15 protein-coding genes, 1 pseudogene and 1 riboswitch are annotated in these 17,215 nt (G+C 73.2%); of the genes and pseudogenes, 12 read left to right on the forward strand and 4 right to left on the reverse strand.

Translation table 11 applies throughout. The annotated features are described in order from the left end of the window. The first annotated feature begins 68 nt into the window (after positions 1-68). Genes thyX through A6A27_RS02190 form a run of 3 tightly spaced genes read left to right on the forward strand, consistent with a single transcriptional unit; the run spans position 69 to position 3,527 of the window. Positions 69-806, forward strand: coding sequence for an FAD-dependent thymidylate synthase (gene thyX, locus A6A27_RS02180; protein WP_073832607.1), 738 nt, complete (start codon positions 69-71; stop codon positions 804-806). A 53-nt stretch (positions 807-859) separates the two neighbouring features. After that, on the forward strand, positions 860-1,786 hold the full coding sequence (dapA, locus tag A6A27_RS02185) for a 4-hydroxy-tetrahydrodipicolinate synthase (RefSeq protein ID WP_073832608.1): 927 nt from the start codon (positions 860-862) through the stop codon (positions 1,784-1,786). Between the two features lie 52 nt (positions 1,787-1,838). Continuing rightward, a complete protein-coding gene (locus tag A6A27_RS02190; protein ID WP_073832609.1) occupies positions 1,839-3,527 on the forward strand; it encodes a ribonuclease J in 1,689 nt (562 codons plus the stop codon). 94 nt (positions 3,528-3,621) lie between these two features. Here A6A27_RS02190 and A6A27_RS02195 read toward each other — a convergent pair whose 3' ends face one another. After that, positions 3,622-5,301 carry a YbjN domain-containing protein gene (locus A6A27_RS02195; RefSeq protein WP_073832610.1) on the reverse strand — a complete coding sequence of 560 codons (1,680 nt, stop codon included), beginning with the start codon at positions 5,299-5,301 and terminating at the stop codon, positions 3,622-3,624. Beyond that, entirely contained in the window at positions 5,298-5,777 is a 480-nt protein-coding gene (locus tag A6A27_RS02200; RefSeq protein ID WP_073832611.1) for a YbjN domain-containing protein, read from the reverse strand. The genes A6A27_RS02195 and A6A27_RS02200 overlap by 4 nt, the downstream gene beginning before the upstream one ends. A gap of 114 nt (positions 5,778-5,891) precedes the next feature. Here A6A27_RS02200 and A6A27_RS47295 point away from each other — a divergent pair. Together A6A27_RS47295 and A6A27_RS47300 are read left to right on the forward strand one after the other, a co-directional pair. After that, positions 5,892-7,418 (forward strand): annotated as a pseudogene (locus A6A27_RS47295) (DNA translocase FtsK 4TM domain-containing protein); the annotation flags it as partial. 60 nt (positions 7,419-7,478) lie between these two features. Continuing rightward, positions 7,479-9,830 (forward strand): FtsK/SpoIIIE domain-containing protein, encoded by a 2,352-nt coding sequence (locus A6A27_RS47300; RefSeq protein ID WP_443189940.1) that lies wholly within the window; start codon positions 7,479-7,481, stop codon positions 9,828-9,830. A 122-nt stretch (positions 9,831-9,952) separates the two neighbouring features. On the opposite strand, the gene A6A27_RS02220 is transcribed toward A6A27_RS47300, so the two are convergent. Continuing rightward, the gene (locus tag A6A27_RS02220; RefSeq protein ID WP_073832723.1) at positions 9,953-10,198 is read right to left on the reverse strand and encodes a hypothetical protein; all 246 of its coding nucleotides are present in this window, start codon (positions 10,196-10,198) and stop codon (positions 9,953-9,955) included. Between the two features lie 98 nt (positions 10,199-10,296). Next, positions 10,297-10,611: a DMT family transporter gene (locus A6A27_RS02225; RefSeq protein ID WP_073832612.1), complete on the reverse strand. Its 315-nt coding sequence runs from the start codon at positions 10,609-10,611 to the stop codon at positions 10,297-10,299. A 53-nt stretch (positions 10,612-10,664) separates the two neighbouring features. Continuing rightward, positions 10,665-10,727, reverse strand: a riboswitch (guanidine-III (ykkC-III) riboswitch). 95 nt (positions 10,728-10,822) lie between these two features. Here A6A27_RS02225 and A6A27_RS02230 point away from each other — a divergent pair. The 7 genes from A6A27_RS02230 to pspM all read left to right on the forward strand — a co-directional run bounded on the left by A6A27_RS02230 (position 10,823) and on the right by pspM (position 17,186). Beyond that, positions 10,823-11,746: an ornithine cyclodeaminase family protein gene (locus tag A6A27_RS02230; RefSeq protein WP_073832613.1), complete on the forward strand. Its 924-nt coding sequence runs from the start codon at positions 10,823-10,825 to the stop codon at positions 11,744-11,746. 81 nt (positions 11,747-11,827) lie between these two features. Then, complete coding sequence (gene rimO / locus A6A27_RS02235; protein WP_073832614.1) at positions 11,828-13,321, forward strand: 30S ribosomal protein S12 methylthiotransferase RimO; 1,494 nt, start codon at positions 11,828-11,830, stop codon at positions 13,319-13,321. A 77-nt stretch (positions 13,322-13,398) separates the two neighbouring features. Continuing rightward, positions 13,399-13,980, forward strand: a complete 582-nt coding sequence (pgsA, locus tag A6A27_RS02240; RefSeq protein ID WP_073832615.1) for a CDP-diacylglycerol--glycerol-3-phosphate 3-phosphatidyltransferase — start codon at positions 13,399-13,401, stop codon at positions 13,978-13,980. 143 nt (positions 13,981-14,123) lie between these two features. After that, positions 14,124-14,693, forward strand: a complete 570-nt coding sequence (locus A6A27_RS02245) for a CinA family protein (RefSeq protein ID WP_073832616.1) — start codon at positions 14,124-14,126, stop codon at positions 14,691-14,693. Positions 14,694-14,901: 208 nt separating this feature from the next. After that, positions 14,902-15,351, forward strand: a complete 450-nt coding sequence (locus tag A6A27_RS02250; RefSeq protein WP_073832617.1) for a helix-turn-helix domain-containing protein — start codon at positions 14,902-14,904, stop codon at positions 15,349-15,351. 172 nt (positions 15,352-15,523) lie between these two features. Further along, positions 15,524-16,390, forward strand: a complete 867-nt coding sequence (locus A6A27_RS02255; protein ID WP_073832618.1) for a PspA/IM30 family protein — start codon at positions 15,524-15,526, stop codon at positions 16,388-16,390. 16 nt (positions 16,391-16,406) lie between these two features. Continuing rightward, the gene (gene pspM, locus A6A27_RS02260; protein ID WP_073832619.1) at positions 16,407-17,186 is read left to right on the forward strand and encodes a phage shock envelope stress response protein PspM; all 780 of its coding nucleotides are present in this window, start codon (positions 16,407-16,409) and stop codon (positions 17,184-17,186) included. Positions 17,187-17,215 lie beyond the last annotated feature (29 nt).

Genomic DNA, 17,215 nt, shown 5'->3' on the forward strand with positions numbered 1-17,215 from the left:
GGTTCACGTCCGCGCGCCCAAGTTTCCCCACCGGCCCACCGGCCACTACAGTCGCAGGAATGCCGGAGATGGTGCAGCCCCAGGTCAAGCTCATCGCGTGGACCCAGTTCCAGGCCCCCGACGACGTGCCGTGGTCGACCGACGCCGAGGGGGGCCAGGCGCTCGCCGAGTTCGCCGGTCGGGCCTGCTACCAGAGCTGGAAGAAGCCGAACCCGGCCACCGCCACCAACGCCGGCTATCTGGCGCACATCCTCGAGGTCGGGCACCTGTCCGTGCTGGAGCACGGCTCGGTGAGCTTCTACTTCAGCGGCGTCTCCCGGTCCTTCACCCACGAGCTGATCCGGCACCGGCACTTCTCGTACTCCCAGCTCTCCCAGCGCTACGTCCCCGAGCGGGACGCCGCGATGGTCGAGCCGGCGGTGATCGCCGAGGACCCGGAGCTGCACAAGAAGTTCGTCGAGGCGGCCGAGGCGAGCGTGCGGGCGTACACCGAGCTCCTCGAGGGCCTGGAGGCGCGCTTCACCGACGAGCCTAACCCGACGCTGCGCCGCAAGCAGGCCCGGCAGGCGGCCCGGGCGGTGCTGCCCAACGCCACCGAGACCCGGATCGTGGTCACCGGCAACTACCGGGCCTGGCGACACTTCATCAAGATGCGCGCGACCGAGCACGCCGACGTGGAGATCCGCGAGCTGGCCGTGGAGTGCCTGCGCCAGCTCCAGGGCGTGGCGCCGAACGTCTTCGCCGACTTCGTGATCTCCACCCTGCCCGACGGCACCGAGGTGGCGGCCAGCCCGCACGCCGAGTGACTCCTGCGCCCTTCCCCACCGGGGCTCCGGTGGTCGTCCGCTAGGTTGTGAACATGACGCACGACCACCCTGCCGCCCCGGACCGGGGCGCGTCGCGCCCGTTCGGGCGCCTGATCACGGCCATGGTGACGCCGTTCACCGCCGACGGGTCGCTCGACCTGGACGGTGCCGTACGGCTCGCCCAGCACCTCGTCGACGAGCAGGGCAACGACGCGCTGGTGCTCAACGGCACCACGGGCGAGTCGCCGACCACCACCGACGGGGAGAAGGAGAGCCTGATCCGCGCCGTCGTCGAGGCGGTCGGCGACCGGGCCCGGATCGTGGCCGGGGTCGGCACCAACGACACCCGGCACACCATCGAGCTGGCCGTGCAGGCGGAGAAGGCCGGCGCGCACGGCCTGCTGGTGGTCACGCCGTACTACAACAAGCCGCCGCAGAGCGGCCTGCTGCGGCACTTCACCGCGGTCGCCGACGCCACCGGGCTGCCGATCATGCTGTACGACATCCCGCACCGGGCCGGCACCGCGATCGCCACCGACACCCTGGTGAAGCTGGCCGAGCACGGCCGGATCGTCGCGGTCAAGGACGCCAAGGGCGACCTCGCCGCCACCTCTGAGGTGCTGAGCCGCAGCGACCTCGCCTACTACAGCGGCGAGGACTCGCTGACCCTGCCCGCTCTCGCGGTCGGCGCGGTCGGCGTGGTGGGCACCTCGACGCACTTCACGGGCGTGCCGACCAAGCAGCTGATCGAGGCGTACGAGGCGGGGGATGTCGCCACCGCCCGGACGCTGCACCACCGGCTGCTGCCCCTGTTCACCGGCATCTTCCGTACCCAGGGCGTGATCCTGGTAAAGGCGGGTCTGGCGGCCAGGGGCCTGCCCGCCGGCCCGGTACGCCCGCCGCTGGTGGACGCCACCGCGGCCGAACTGGCCCAGCTGCGCGCCGACTGCGCGGCGGCCGGGCTGCCCCTTCCCGAATGATCGAACGACACGACGGACGCCGGGTACCGGCGTCGCAGAATGAGGTGGACGCGTGACCGAGGCGCACATCGAGGGCGAACTGCCCCCGCCACTGCCAGAAGGCGGCCTGCGGATCATCCCGCTCGGCGGACTCGGCGCCATCGGCCGGAACATGACCGTCTTCGAGTACGACGGCAAGCTGCTGATCGTCGACTGCGGGGTGCTCTTCCCCGACGTCGAACAGCCGGGTGTGGATCTCATCCTGCCCGACTTCGGCCCGATCCTGGACCGGCTCGACGACATCCAGGCGATCGTGCTCACCCACGGCCACGAGGACCACATCGGGGCGGTGCCGTACCTGCTCGCCCACAAGACGGACATCCCGCTGGTGGGCTCGCAGTTCACCCTGGCCCTGGTCGAGGCGAAGCTGGCCGAGCGGCGGATCCAGCCGTACACGCTGACCGTCCGGGAGGGGCAGCGGGAACGGCTCGGCCCGTTCGAGTGCGAGTTCTTCGCCGTCAACCACTCGATCCCGGACGCGCTCGCGGTGGCCATCCGGACCGGTGCCGGCCTGGTGCTGCACACCGGCGACTTCAAGATGGACCAGCTCCCGCTCGACGGCCGGATCACCGACCTGGCCGGTTTCGCCCGGCTCGGCGCGGAGGGCGTCGACCTGCTGCTCTCGGACTCCACCAACGCGGAGATCCCCGGCTTCGTCACCCCCGAGCGGGAGATCGGTCCGGTGCTGGACTCGATCTTCGCCAAGGCGCGCGGTCGAATCATCGTCGCCTCGTTCGCCTCACACGTGCACCGGGTGCAGCAGGTCTTCGACTCGGCCGTCGAGCACGGCCGCAAGGTGGCGCTGATCGGCCGGTCGATGGTCCGCAACATGGGCATCGCCCGCGACCTCGGCCTGCTCAACATCCCGCCGGGCCTGGTCGTCGGCCTAGAGGAGGCCACCAGCCTGCCGCCCGAGCAGATCGTGCTGATGTCCACCGGCTCGCAGGGCGAGCCGATGAGCGCGCTGGGCCGGATGGCCAGCGGCGACCACCGGCACATCACCATCGCCCCCGGCGACACCGTGGTGCTCGCCTCGTCGCTGGTGCCGGGCAACGAGACCTCGGTCTACCGAGTGATCAACCGGCTGGCCCGGGCCGGCGCGGTGGTGGTGCACAAGGACGTCGCCAAGGTGCACGTCTCCGGCCACGCCCCGGCCGGCGAGCTGCTCTACCTGCTCAACGTCACCCGCCCGAGCAACCTGATGCCGGTGCACGGCGAGTGGCGACACCTGCGGGCGCACGCCCGGCTCGGCATCGAGTCCGGCGTCGCGCCGGACCGGGTGGTGCTCTGCGAGGACGGCGACGTGGTCGACCTGGTCGAGGGGCGGGCCAGCCTAGTCGGCCACGTGAAGAGCCGCTACGTCTACGTCGACGGCCTCGCCGTCGGCGACGTCAGCGAGTCGCTGCTCACCGAGCGGCGGATCCTCGGCGACGGCGGCTTCATCGCCGCCACCGTGGTGGTCGACTCGGTCACCGGCAAGGTGGTCGGCGGGCCGACCGTCTCGGCGAAGGGCTTCTCCGAGGACCCGGAGGCGTTCAGCCCGGTGGTCCCGCTGGTCACCGAGGCGCTGAACCGGGCCGCCGCGGACGGCATCACCGACCCACACCAGCTCCAGCAGATCGTCCGGCGCACCGTCGGACGCTGGGTCAACGACGCGTACCGGCGCCGGCCCATGATCGTCCCGACGGTCGTCGAGGTCTGATCCCTGCCGGCTCCCGACGCCGGTCCACCGTCCGCGGTGTACCGGCGTCGCCGTTCCGGGGTGTCCACCCCGCCGAGGGGGCGCCACGTCCCGGTCAGGGCAGCGCGGCGACCGCCTCGGCGTACGCGGCCCCGGTGCTGACCGCGGCGGTGACCAGCACCGCGAGCTGCGCCGGGGCGACCCCGTGCGCCAGATCGGTGGTGACGTCGGCGGCCAGCGCCAACGTCCCGTCGCCGGGGTCGTGCACGTACGCCGCGGGCAGCAGCCGGTCGTGGTTCCACGCGTTGCAGAACGCGTACGCCTCGGCGCGCCGGGCGGCCGGCAGCCGCCGGTTCGCCACCACCCGGGCGTGCAGGATCTCCCCGCGCTGCCCGAGCAGCCGGAACTGGATCACGGCCTCGCCCCAGCGCCCCACCACCGTGCCGTCCGGTTCCGCCGCGTACCCGTCTCCACGGTCGTCGAGGGCGGCGGTGAGCAGCGCCAGGCTCAGCGGCACCAGCTCCTCGTCGCCCGGTGGGCCGGGCTCGGCCGGGTCGTCCTCCGGCCACTCGTCGGCGGCGTCCTCAGCGGGCAGCGGCACCGCCTCGGCGAGCGGGCGCTCCGCCAGCCAGGAGGCGATCCGGCCGGACTGGTGCCCGGTGCCGTTGCGGGCGTCAAAGCTGCCGGCCAGCGTGGTGGCGAGCGTCTGCAGCTGCCCGCCGAGCGTGGTCAGGTCCACCTCGGCGGCTGGCCGGGACCCGTGCCCGGGGCGGTGGATCCGCCGCCCGCCGAGGCCGGCCTCGACCGCCAGCCCGCAGAGCAGCGCGCCGGCCGCCGCGAACTCCATCGCGGCCAGGTCGTCGGCGGTGGCGTCCAGCCGGGGCAGTTGCTCGGCGAGGATGTCCAGCCCACGGGCCAGGTGCCCGCCCAGCGCACAAAACCGCAGGTGCGCGGCGAGCAGCGGGAGCGCCGTCCGCTCCCGGCGGTGCCGCCGGTACGCGCGCACGTGCGCCCGGGCGGCGCGGGCCGCCTCGCCGGTGCGCAGCCACGGCAGCAGCGCCACCGCCAGGGCCCGTTCCGGCTGGTCGGTGCAGCCCATCTCGCCGGCGAACACCGGGCGCAGCACCGTCAGGGCCGCCGCCGGCTCGCCCCAGCCGGCCAGCAGCTCGGCCCGCCGCACCGGGGCGCATCCGGGGCAGCCGGCGACCGGGTCGGGCGCGGCCGACCGGTCCGGCACCCGGCGCGGACCCGCAGTGGCGGACCGGTCGGCCGACTGTTGGTCGCGGCGCGGTGTCGGACCCGCCCTGCCAGACTGGTCGCCGTGCCAGCGGGCGTACTCGCGGCGGGCGGTCGGCTCGTCGCCCAGGTGGTCGGCGAGCCGGCAGCGCAGCTCGGCCACCACCTCGGCGTCCGGGCCGAGCCGGTCGGCGAGATCGTCCAACAAGGACCGGGCCTGGTCCAGACTGACCCGAGGGGTGGCGAACAGCGCCTCCACCGCCTGCCGCTGGTGCCGGTGCAGCCGTTCGGCGTCGCCGGGGCGGCCGGCCAGTAGCCCGGGCGTCCGGTCGAGTGCGGCCAGGCAGCGGCACACGAGCTCCACCAGCCGCCACCGCTCCCCGAGCTGCAGGTACGCCTCGATCAGCGCCACCCGTGCCGCCAGCGCGATACGCGGCTCGCCGGTAGCGTCGGCCCGCGCGGCGATCCGGTCCAACTCGGCGCAGCGGGCCTCGCCGTCGGGCAGGTCCCGGGCGTCGTCGAGGGCTTCGGCCAGACCCCGGTCGCGAGAGGTGGTCACGGCAGCGACCCGCCGGGCCGCCGGCCCACCTCGGCGGCGAGTTGGCAGCCGGTGACGATGCCGCAGTCGATGAGCTGGTCGAGCTGGTGCGGGGTGACCCCGCGTTCCAGGTCGGTGGTCACCTCGCCGCAGACCTGGGCCAGCCCGTCGTCGGCCACGTGCACGAACGCCTTGGGCCAGAGCCGGTCGTGGTTCCAGGAGTTGCAGAACGCGTACAGGTCGGGGACGTGCTCGATGCCGAAACGGTGCCCGGCGACGGTGCGGACCTGGAGCACCTCCCCGGCGGTGCCCCGCCGGTAGAACCAGATCAGGCTCTCCTCCCAGCGGCCCACCAGGTCGCCGTCGGCGTCCTCGGCCACCGCGTACCCACGGTTGGCCAGCACGGCGGCGATCAGCTCGCGGGTCAGCGGCCGCAGCGTCTGCGGGTGTCCGGCCAGGGGGCCGTCCGGACCGTCCTCGATCTCCGGCGACGCCATCAGGGCATCCCTTCTGAGGCGAATAACACAACGGACGGCGCGGCCCGCGCTGCGACGCGCGGACACGACCCGGAAAAGCGGCGATCTGCCGGGTCCCGCCGTTACCGTGACTGTATGGCGGGCCGTACCTCTCAGGCGAGCCGGCGGCGCGGCGCGTCGCCGCGCGGTACCACGAACAGCCGTGCCCGCCAGCCGGCGAAGAAGGCCAGCCGGGCCACCCCGCGGCGGCGACCGGCGGCGCGGCCGAGCCCGGCCGCCTACCTGGGCCGCGCAGTCGGTGCGATGTGGATGGGCGTCGCGCACGGTGTGGGCTGGGCGGTCCGCGCCGCCGGCCGGCAGGCCGCCTCGGCCCGCGACCTCGACCCGGAGCACCGTCGCGACGGCGCCGGGCTGCTCCTGTTCGGCCTGGCCATCCTCAGTGCCGTGGCCATCTGGTTTGGCGGCGCCGGGCCGGTCGGCGCGCGCCTCGCCGACACCGTGCGGCTCTTCCTCGGCGCGATCGCGATCGTCGTGCCGGTGCTGCTGATGATCGGCGCCTGGCGGCTGATGCGGACGCCGGGCGACCCGGCCCACCGCGGGCGCGGCCTGGTCGGCTGGGGCTCCATGCTGCTCGCCACCGCGGCGATGCTGCACATCGGACAGGACCCGGTCGACGCGGTGCAGCGCGACTACGCGGGCGGGCTGATCGGCGCCGGCCTCGGCGACCTGCTGGCCGCCGCGATCACCCCCTGGGTGGCGGTGCCACTGCTCATCCTGCTGCTGGTCTTCGGTCTGCTGGTGGTCACCGCGACCCCGATTAACAAGATCCCGGAACGGCTCGGGCTGCTCGCCGGCAGCCTGGTCGCGCCGCCCGAGACGGCGGACGCGGAAACCGAGACGCCGGCCAAGCCGGCCCGCAAGCGGCCGGCCAAGCGCGTTGCGCCGCCGCTGGACCCGGCGGAGCTGGACGACGACCTCGACGGCGTCGACCTCCAGGACACCCTGGTGCTGCCGCGCAAGCCGGTGAAGGTGCCGGCGAGCCGTAAGTCGGTCGAGCCGCCGGAGCACTCGCCGCTGCCCACCCGGGCCGAGCAACTCGCCCTCACCGGGCTGGCCGGCGACTACACGCTGCCGCCGGCCAACATGCTGGGCAGCGGTGCCACGCCGAAGAGCCGGAGCAAGGCCAACGACGAGGTGATCGCCGCGCTGACCGGCGTCTTCGAGCAGTTCGACGTGGACGCCGCGGTCACCGGCTTCACCCGCGGCCCGACCGTCACCCGATACGAGGTCGAGCTGGGCCTGGGCGTCAAGGTCGAGCGGATCACCCAACTCTCCCGCAACATCGCGTACGCGGTGAAGTCGCCGGACGTGCGGATCCTCAGCCCGATCCCGGGCAAGAGCGCGGTCGGCGTGGAGATCCCGAACACCGACCCGGAGAACGTCGCGCTCGGCGACGTGCTCCGCTCCCGGGCCGCCACCGCTGACCACCACCCGATGGTGGTCGCTCTCGGCAAGGACATCGAAGGCGGTTACGTCGTCGCCAACCTGGCCAAGATGCCGCACATTCTCGTGGCAGGCGCGACCGGAGCCGGTAAGGCTCTGGCCCTGGACACGCCGGTCGCCACGCCCGTCGGCTGGTCCACGATGGGCGACCTGCGTGTGGGCGATCAGGTGTTCGACGAAGAGGGGCGGCCGTGCATCGTGGTTGCGGCGACCCCCGTTATGCACGGTCGCCCGTGTTACGAGGTTGAGTTCTCCGACGGCACGGTCATCGTGGCCGACGCCAGCCACGAGTGGCGGACGACGACCAGGGCCGGGCGCACCCAGCGCAGGCACCGGTGGAAGGACGGTTCCTACTGGGCCGAAGCTGACCGTGAGCTGATTTCTCGTCGGACTCGGGAGGTGCTGGACGAGCCTGATCGGTCGGTATCCACCAACGAGGTGGTGACGGATCTCGGCGAGCAGTTCCGGAACGTTCTCTACCAGGTGCTTCGGGAGGTGCCGAAGGAGCAGACGCTCGGCCGGATGCCCTACCACCGTGGCGGTCGCCGCATCACGCGATGGGTGCCTACCTACTCCCGCCACCGTGTGTATGAGGCGCTGTCCCAGCGGATCCTTGCCCCCGGCCGTTCCGGCGGCAGAAAACGCCACGACGAAGAGACTGTGACAACCCGGGAGATCGCGGAGAGTCTACGCGTCGGCCCCAACGGCCAGTGGGCGAACCATGCGGTCGACGTGGCTCGGCCGCTGCTTTGTCCTGAGCAGGAGTTGCCCATCGCGCCGTACACCCTGGGCTGCTGGCTGGGGGACGGGACGACAGGCACAGCGGGTTTCACCTGCGCCGACGACGAGATCCTGGACCAGATCCGGCTGGATGGTTTCGAGGTCATCAGACAGCCCGGCGGCCAGATCCACTACACGATCTCCAACCGGCAGGAACGCAAGCTCCGCATCCTGGAAGCTCTGCGCCTCGTGGCGCAGGGCATGAGTGGGCCGGCCGCAGCCCGACAGGTCGGCGTGTCTGTCACTGCCGTGTACTTGGCCCGTAAGGGGGCGGTGCCAGAGGGCGGCCTGGCGGCGGACTCGGTACAAATCGAGAATGGTGGGCCGTATCGCACGATGCGCGCCCTTTTCCGAGAAATCGGTGAGAAGCACATTCCGCCGGCCTACCTGCGGGCGTCCGAGAACCAGCGGCGGGCACTGCTGGCCGGCTTGTTGGACACTGACGGTTCGGTGTCGAAGCGCGGCGGGGTCGAACTCGCACTCACCTGCGAACGGCTTGCCCAGGACGCCCTCGATCTCGTCCTCGGCCTGGGTTACCAGGCGACCATGACCACGAAGGCCGTCAAGGGCAGGCGCCCCGAGTCCTCGACCTGTTACCGCATCCATTTCACGCCGGAGGACAAGGTCTTCCGGCTCACCAGGAAGCTGGTCCGCCAGGTTACGAAGAGCCGCCCCAGCACCTCACGGCGCTACATCGTGGATGTGCGACCCGTGCCGTCGATCCCAGTGCGGTGCATCCAGGTGGACAGCCCGAGTCATCTGTTTCTGGCCGGTCGTACCCTCGTCCCAACTCACAACTCCAGCCTGCTTAACTCCCTGCTGGTTTCGATCCTCACCCGGGCCACCCCCGACGAGGTACGCCTGCTGCTGGTCGACCCGAAGCGGGTCGAGCTGACCAGCTACGAGGGCATCCCGCACCTGGTCACGCCGATCGTGACCAACCCGAAGAAGGCGGCCGACTCGCTGGATTGGGTCGTACGCGAGATGGACATGCGCTACGACGACCTCGCCGCCAACGGAGTCCGGCACATCGACGACTTCAACCGCAAGGTGCGCAACGGCGAGATCAAGGCTCCGCCGGGCAGTGAGCGGGAGCTGCGGCCGTACCCGTACCTGCTGGTGATCGTGGACGAGCTGGCGGACCTGATGATGGTGGCGCCCCGCGACGTCGAGGACTCGATCGTCCGGATCACCCAGCTCGCCCGGGCCGCCGGCATCCATCTGGTGCTGGCCACCCAGCGGCCCTCGGTCGACGTGGTCACCGGCCTGATCAAGGCCAACGTGCCGTCCCGGCTGGCCTTCGCCACCTCGTCGCTCGCCGACTCGCGGGTCATCCTCGACCAGCCGGGCGCGGAGAAGCTGCTCGGCCGGGGCGACGGCCTCTTCCTGCCGATGGGCGCGTCGAAGCCGGTCCGGATCCAGGGCGCCTGGGTGACCGAGCGCGAGATCCACGACGTGGTGAAGTTCTGCAAGAACCAGCGCGAGCCGGAGTTCCGCGCGGACGTGCTGACCGCCGCGCAGGACAGCAAGAAGAAGATCGACGAGGACATCGGCGATGACCTGGACCTGCTGGTGCAGGCGGTGGAGCTGGTGGTTACCTCGCAGTTCGGGTCCACCTCGATGCTCCAGCGGAAGCTGCGGGTCGGTTTCGCCAAGGCGGGCCGGCTGATGGACCTGATGGAGACCCGGGGCGTGGTCGGGCCGTCCGAGGGCTCCAAGGCCCGCGACGTGCTGGTCAAGCCGGACGAACTGGAGGAGGTCCTGGTCGGCCTGCGCGGTGGTGACGACTGAGCGCATGGCGGTCGTCCTCGATCCGGGCGGCAACCGGGTCATGCTCGCCGACCGCCGCCGACTCCGATGTGACGCGCGAGGGCCCGCCGGCCAGCCGGCGGGCCCTCAGCGTCTACGACGGCTCAGGAGTTCAGGATCGCGTAGCCGATGATCATGCCGAGCACCGCGCCGACGACGCTGGCGGCTGCGGCGTACCAGCCGAGCGGCTTGTCGCCCAGGACCGCGCCGACGATGCCGAGGATCAGCCCGACCAGGCCGAACAGCGGCGGCAGGAAGAAGATCGCGATGACCGCGAAGACGAACGCGAGAATGGTGCAGACGCGCGCCGCACTGCTGCGCGGGCGGGCGGTGGCGGGCATGTCAGCCATGGTGTCCTCCGTCAGATCGGTCCCTCGGGTGAGGTGACGGATGACTACCCCCCACCGGCCGGCCACCAAACCGGACGCCGGCTCCGTTTCCGGGCCGCTCAGTGGAAGAGCTTGAGGCCGACCACGCCGGCGACCACCAGCAGCAGGCAGCCGATCCGGGGCAGGGTGGCCGGCTCGTGCAGCGCCAGCATGCCGACCAGTGCGGTGCCCACCGCTCCGATCCCCACCCAGACCGCGTAGCCGGTGCCGACCGGGATGTCGCGCAGGGCGTACGCCAGGCCGGCCATGCTCGCCACCAGCGAGACGCCGAAGACGAACGAGGGGAGGGGGCGGCTGAAGCCGGCACTGCGGTCGAGGGCGATCGCCCAGACGGTCTCCAGGATTCCGGAGAGCACCAGCAGGATCCAAGCCATGAGATCACCTTTGACGAGCGAGCCCGGCCACCGGAACCGGGACGGGGGCGGTCACGGGGCGTCTTGGCCTGACCGGGTACGCCACCACTCGTCCGGGGCGGCTCGGGGCCGCCGCAGCCGACGGTAGCACCGGCGCCGGCCAGCGGCCGATGTGGTGACAAAGCCCACCGTCGGTGGATCTCAAGTTAACTTCAGGTTGCACTATGTTCGCATGGCCCTGCTCTTCTCCGACGAGGACGTCGCCGCCGCGGTGGACGCGCCGCTCACCGTCGCCGCCATGCGGGACGCCCTGCTGGCCGCGTACGAGGGCCGGCTGATCGCCCCGCCCCGGGCGTCCGCCCCGCTGGGCGGCGGCCGGATGGTGCTCACCGCAGGTCACCTCACCGGCGAGTGGTACGGCTTCCGCTCGTACGACACCTTCGGGCACGCGGAGAGCGGGCAGTTGGTCGTGCTGCACGACGCGCGCACCGGGGCGGTGCGGGCGATCGCCGTTGGCGACGAGCTGGGCTCGCGGCGTACGGGCGGGCTGGGCGGGGTGGCCGTGGCCGCCCTGGCCCGCCCCGACGCGGCCACGGTCGGGGTGATCGGCTCCGGCCGCCAGGCGTGGACCCAGGTCTGGGCCGCCGCCGCGGTTCGTCCGCTGCGCGAGGTGACCGTGCACAGCCGCTCGGCGGCCCGGCGCGAGGCGTTCGCCGCCCGGGTCCAGGCCGAGCTGGGCGTGCCGGCCCACGCGGTCGCCTCCGCCGCCGAAGCGGTCCGCGACCGGGACGTGGTGGTGCTCGCCACCACCAGCACCACGCCGGTGCTCGACGCCCGCGACCTCGCCCCGGGCACCCACGTCAACACGGTCGGCTTCAAGCAGGTCAACCGGCACGAGTTCGGCACCGACCTGCTGGACGCCGCCCACCTGCTGGTCACCGACTCGCCGGCGCAGGCCGCCGCGTACGTACCGCCGATGCTCACCGCCGTCGAGCCGTACGCCGGCCGGCTGCGCGACCTGGGCGCGGTGCTGGCGGGGGCGGTCCCGGGCCGGACCGGCGCGGACCAGATCTCGGTCTTCTGCTCCACCGGCCTGGCCGGCACGGAGGTCTTCCTGCTCGACCGTCTGGCCCGGGTCGGCGCGGCGGCCCGCTGACGTCCGGGCGGCCCGGGGGAGAGGCGGCTGATGCCGACGGCCCGCCGTCGCGGGGCCCCCGACCCGGCCCGGTACCCTCGGATGGTGTCTGCCACCTCCCCTGCCAACAGCCGTCGCGTCGCCCTGCTGACCCTGGGCTGCGCCCGTAACGAGGTCGACTCGGAGGAGTTGGCCGCGCGGCTGCACGCCGACGGCTGGCAGGTGACCACCGACGGCGAGGGCGCCGACGTGGTGGTCGTCAACACCTGCGGCTTCGTGGAGAAGGCCAAGCAGGACTCGATCCAGACGCTGCTCGCCGCCGCCGACACCGGCGCCAAGGTGGTGGCCGCCGGGTGCATGGCCGAGCGGTACGGCCGCGAGCTGGCCGACAGCCTGCCCGAGGCGCAGGCGGTGCTCAGCTTCGACGACTACCCGGAGATCTCCGCCCGGTTGAACGCGGTCGTGGCCGGCGAGGCGCTGGACGCGCACACCCCTCGTGACCGGCGGGAGCTGCTGCCGCTCACCCCGGTCAAGCGGCGCGACGCGGCGGTGTCGCTGCCCGGCCACGGCACCCCGACCCGGGCTCTCGCGGCGACCGACGAGCACACCCCGGCCCACCTCCGGCAGGTGCTGCGGCACCGGCTCGACACCGGGCCGGTCGCCTCGCTCAAGCTGGCCAGCGGCTGCGACCGCCGCTGCGCGTTCTGCGCCATTCCGGCGTTCCGCGGCGCGTTCGTCTCGCGTACCCCGGACGAGCTGCTCGCCGAGGCGGAGTGGCTGGCCAAGACCGGCGTCCGGGAGTTGGTGCTGGTCAGCGAGAACTCCACCTCGTACGGCAAGGACCTGGGCGACCCCCGGGCGTTGGAGAAGCTGCTGCCGCAGCTCGCCGCGATCGACGGGATCGTCCGGGTGCGGGCCAGCTACCTCCAGCCCGCCGAGACCCGGCCCGGCCTGGTCGAGGTGATCGCCACCACGCCAGGCGTGGCGCCGTACTTCGACCTGTCGTTCCAGCACTCCAGCGAGCCGGTGCTGCGCCGGATGCGCCGTTTCGGGTCGACCGACCGCTTCCTGGAACTGCTGGCCTCGGCCCGCGCGCTCGCCCCGGAGGCGGGCGCCCGGAGCAACTTCATCGTCGGTTTCCCGGGCGAGACCCGGCAGGACGTGGCCGAGCTGGTCCGGTTCCTGACCGACGCGCGACTCGACGCGATCGGCATGTTCGACTACAGCGACGAGGACGGCACCGAGGCCGCCGGCCTGCCCGGCAAGGTCTCCGCCGCCACCGTCAAGCGGCGGTACGACAAGCTCAGCGCGCTCGCCGACGAGCTCTGCTCGCAGCGGGCCGAGGAGCGGCTCGGCTCGACGGTCGAGGTGCTGGTCGACTCGGTCGCCGACGGTGTGGTTGAGGGCCGGGCGGCGCATCAGGCACCCGAGGTGGACGGCTCGACCACCCTGGTCGCGCCGGTGGGCGGCGGGGTCGACCTGGCCGCGCTGCGCCCCGGCGACCTGGTCCGGGCCACGGTCACCGCGACCGAGGGTGTCGACCTGGTCGCCGTACCGGATGAGATGATCTCGGCGGCGCCCGGCGCGGCACGGTGACGACGGGCCCGGACGGAGCGGGGGAGCCACGTGGTGCGGTGCCAGGTACGCCACGGCGGGCGGAGCGGGGCACGGCGATGACCGGGGCGGACCCGACCGTGGGTCGGGTGCCCCTGCTCAACGCGGCGAACGTGCTGACCGCGGTGCGGCTGGTGCTGGTGCCGGTCTTCGCCGCCTCGGTGGTCGCCTCCGACTTCACGGACGCGGGCTGGCGGATGGCGGCCTGCCTGATCTTCGTGGTCGCCTCGGCGACGGACCTCGTGGACGGCTGGATCGCCCGCCGGTTCGCGCTGGTGACCTCGCTCGGCAAGGTCGCCGACCCGATCGCCGACAAGGCGCTCACCGGCGCCGCCCTGGTGCTGCTCTCCTGGTACGACCGGCTGCCCTGGTGGGTCACCGTGGTGATCCTGGTCCGGGAGTTGGGCATCACCGCGCTGCGCTTCTGGGTGATCCGGCGCGGGGTGATCGCGGCCAGTCGGGGCGGCAAGATCAAGACAGCGCTCCAGATTCTCGCCATCACCTGGTACCTCTGGCCGATGCCGGAGCCGCTGGCCGTCGTCGGCCCGTGGATCATGGGTGCCGCGGTCGTCGTCACCGTGCTGACCGGCTTCGACTACATCGCCCAGGCCCTCCGGCTCCGCCGCCGCCCCATCCCCTGACCGCGCCCGCCCCACCCCTCGCCCGGGTCGGGCGATCATGAGTTCGTTGCCCCCTGGACCGGCGTGTCATGGCGATGACCCCGTGATCGACGGATCGGTGGGGAGGATGAGTAGGCCGAGGTGGGGAGGGAAGGGACTGGGGCATGGATGATCGGGATGCGCGGGGGGAACGCCCCGTCGGCAGTCCAGCGGCCGGGGTGGTGCACAGCCTGTTGGAGCGGCACGAGACGTTGGCCACCGTCGAGTCCCTCACCGGCGGCCTGCTCTCCGCCTCGATCGTGGAGATCGCCGGGGTGAGCGGGACGTACCGGGGCGGGCTGGTGGTCTACGCCACCGAGCTGAAGGCGCAGCTGGCGGGCGTACCCGAGGACCTGCTGGCGGAGCGGGGACCGGTCGATCCGGACGTGGCCGTGGCGCTCGCCGAGGGCGGGCGGCGCCGCTGCGGTGCCGACTGGGGGCTGGCCACCACCGGGGTGGCCGGGCCGGAACCGCAGGACGGCAAGCCGGTCGGCCTGGTGTACGTCGCGGTCGCCGGGCCCGGCGACACCCAGGTACGCCAGCTCGACCTCGACGGGGGCCGCGCGCACATCCGGTCGGCCGCGGTGATCGAGGCGCTGCGATTGCTCGCCGACCGGCTGCACGCCGCCACCGAGCGGGAGGCCGATGCGGGTCCGACGGATGCCGCCGACCGGGCCGGGGTGGGTCGTCGGTGAGCCGGACGCCCACCGCCCGGCCGAGGGCCGCCCGACCGGCCCGCGCGGCGGGCTCGGCGATTGATGGGGCGGGGCGGGATGTCGCCGGGGCGGCTAACGGGTACGGTTGCGGGAAGGCTCCGACGAACGACGTCGGCGCCGGGGCGGTCCACCGCGTCCGGCGCGGCACGACGGGCCGGAGATGGTGGTCCCGTCAGGGGGAGGTGCGATGGTCCTGCTACGCCGGGTGATCGGTGACGCACTGCGGGCGCGCCGGCAGGGGCAGCACCGCACCCTCCGCGAGGTCTCCTCCGCCGCCAACGTGAGCCTCGGTTACCTCTCCGAGATCGAACGCGGCCAGAAGGAAGCCTCCAGCGAGCTGCTGGCCGCGATCTGCGACGCGCTCGGCGCCCGCCTGTCCGAGCTGCTCCGCGAGGTCAGCGACACGGTCGCCCTGGCCGAGCAGCTGCCGGGCGTGCTGGTGCCGGTGGCCGACGAGCCGGTCGAGTCGACCCCGGTCGCCCCGCCCGCCGTCCGCAAGGCGACCAACCGGAGCGTCCGCCAGGTCGCCTCCGACGGGTCGGTCGCCGTCCAGGTCCGCCAGGACTCGCCGCTCAAGGCGACGCTGCGCAGCACCCGGGTCCGCCCCGCGGACCGGGACGTGGTCTGCGCCGCCTGATCCGCTCCGTCGCGCCATGGCCGCCGGTGGCGGACGCCGCGTACTGTTGATCAGGGTCGTACAGGTGCCGCGCTGGCGTCGGGCTGGGACGATGGAGGCTCACCGCGCGGCCCGCCGGTCGACCCGCCCGGCCGGCGTGGCGGCGCGACGTTACTGAGGGGACAACGCGGAGATGGCGAACCCGTTCGTCAAGGGTTGGAAATACCTGATGGCGCTCTTCGGCTCGAAGATCGACGAGCACGCCGACCCGAAGGTGCAGATCCAGCAGGCCATCGAGGAGGCCCAGCGGCAGCACCAGGCGCTGGTCCAGCAGGCGGCTGCGGTGATCGGCAACCAGCGCCAGCTCGAGATGAAGCTGTCCCGGCAGATGTCCGAGGTCGAGCAGTTCCAGGCCAACGCCCGGCAGGCCCTGGTCCTGGCCGACCAGGCCCGGGCCCGGGGCGACGAGACCGAGGCGGGGCGGTACGAGCAGTCCGCGCAGCTGCTCGCCACCCAGTTGGTCTCCGCCGAGCAGGCCGCCGAGGACCTCAAGACGCTGCACGACCAGGCGCTCGGTGCAGCCGCGCAGGCCCGCAAGGCCGTCGAGAACAACTCGATGATCCTCCAGCAGAAGCTGGCCGAGCGGACCAAGCTGCTCAGCCAGCTCGAACAGGCCAAGATGCAGGAGAGCGTGGCCCGCTCGCTGGAGTCCATGTCCGCGCTCACCGCGCCCGGCACCACCCCCTCCCTGGACGAGGTCCGGGACCGGATCGAGCGCAGGTACGCCACCGCGATGGGCCGGGCCGAGCTGGCCGGCAACTCCGTCGAGGGCCGGATGCTGGAGATCCAGAAGGCCACGCTCGACTCCGCCGGGACGGCGAGACTGGAGCAGATCCGGTCGAGCATGACCGGCGAGCGGCTCACCGGCCGCCAGGAGTCCCCGGCGGTCGGGCAGCCAGCGGCCGCGCCGGCCGCCGACCCGGCCGCGGCCGCCCGGCTGGACCAGATCCGGGCCAGCATGAGCCGCGAGCAGGGCGCCGGGGAGAGCACCACCGGCTGAGAGGCGGGGGAGACCGATGGCCGACGAGCGGAACCGACACTTCCGCCGGCTGCGCCGGTTGCGGCGCTCCGCCCGACGGTGGAGCGTCCTGGCCGGCGGGCTCGGCGGTGCGGCGGCGGTGCTGACCCCGTACGCCGGGATCGGCCTGCCGGACGCCGTCTGGGCCGGTGCCGCGGGCAGCGCCATCGCCGTCGCCGCCTGGCGCTGGGCCGACCTCCGCGCGCTGGCCGCCGTGCCGGCACCGCCGGCCCTCGACCCGGCCGAGGCCGCTGCCCGCTCCCGCGCCCGGCTGGTCGCCGCCGTCGAGCGGCTGCCCGTCGGCCCGGGCGTCCTGTCCGAGGTACGCCGGGTCCGCTCCCGCCTGGCGCTACGCGGCACCTCCGCGGCCAGGGCGTGGGCCCGGCTGGACCGGGCGGCACTGACCCTGGCCGGGATGACCGGGCGGCTGACCGGGCTGGCCGAGCCGGCGGTCCAGGAGGCCGCCGAGGCCGACCGCTCCCTGCGCGACCTGGCCAACCGGGTGGCCAGCGTGGAACGGGCCCTCAAGCTCGCCCCGGCCGAGGCCCAGGGGTCGCTCGCCGCAGCGCACGGCACCCTGGCCGCCCAGCTCGAGAGCGGGGTCGCCGCGTACGAGCGGCTGGTGGTGGCCGCCGCCGGCTACGTTGCCGAGGACGCCCGGCCCAGCACCGAGCACCCGGCCGCCGCCCGCCTCACCGAGGCGACCGACCTGCTGCACGGCGTGGCCTCGGCCCTGGCCGAACTCCGCACCGCCCACCCCCCGCTCCCCACTCCCTGACCGACCTGTGTTGATCAAGAAGGTGCGTC

The sequence above is a fragment of the Micromonospora sp. CB01531 genome, from assembly GCF_001905095.1.
In the GTDB taxonomy this organism is placed as follows: Bacteria; Actinomycetota; Actinomycetes; order Mycobacteriales; family Micromonosporaceae; genus Micromonospora.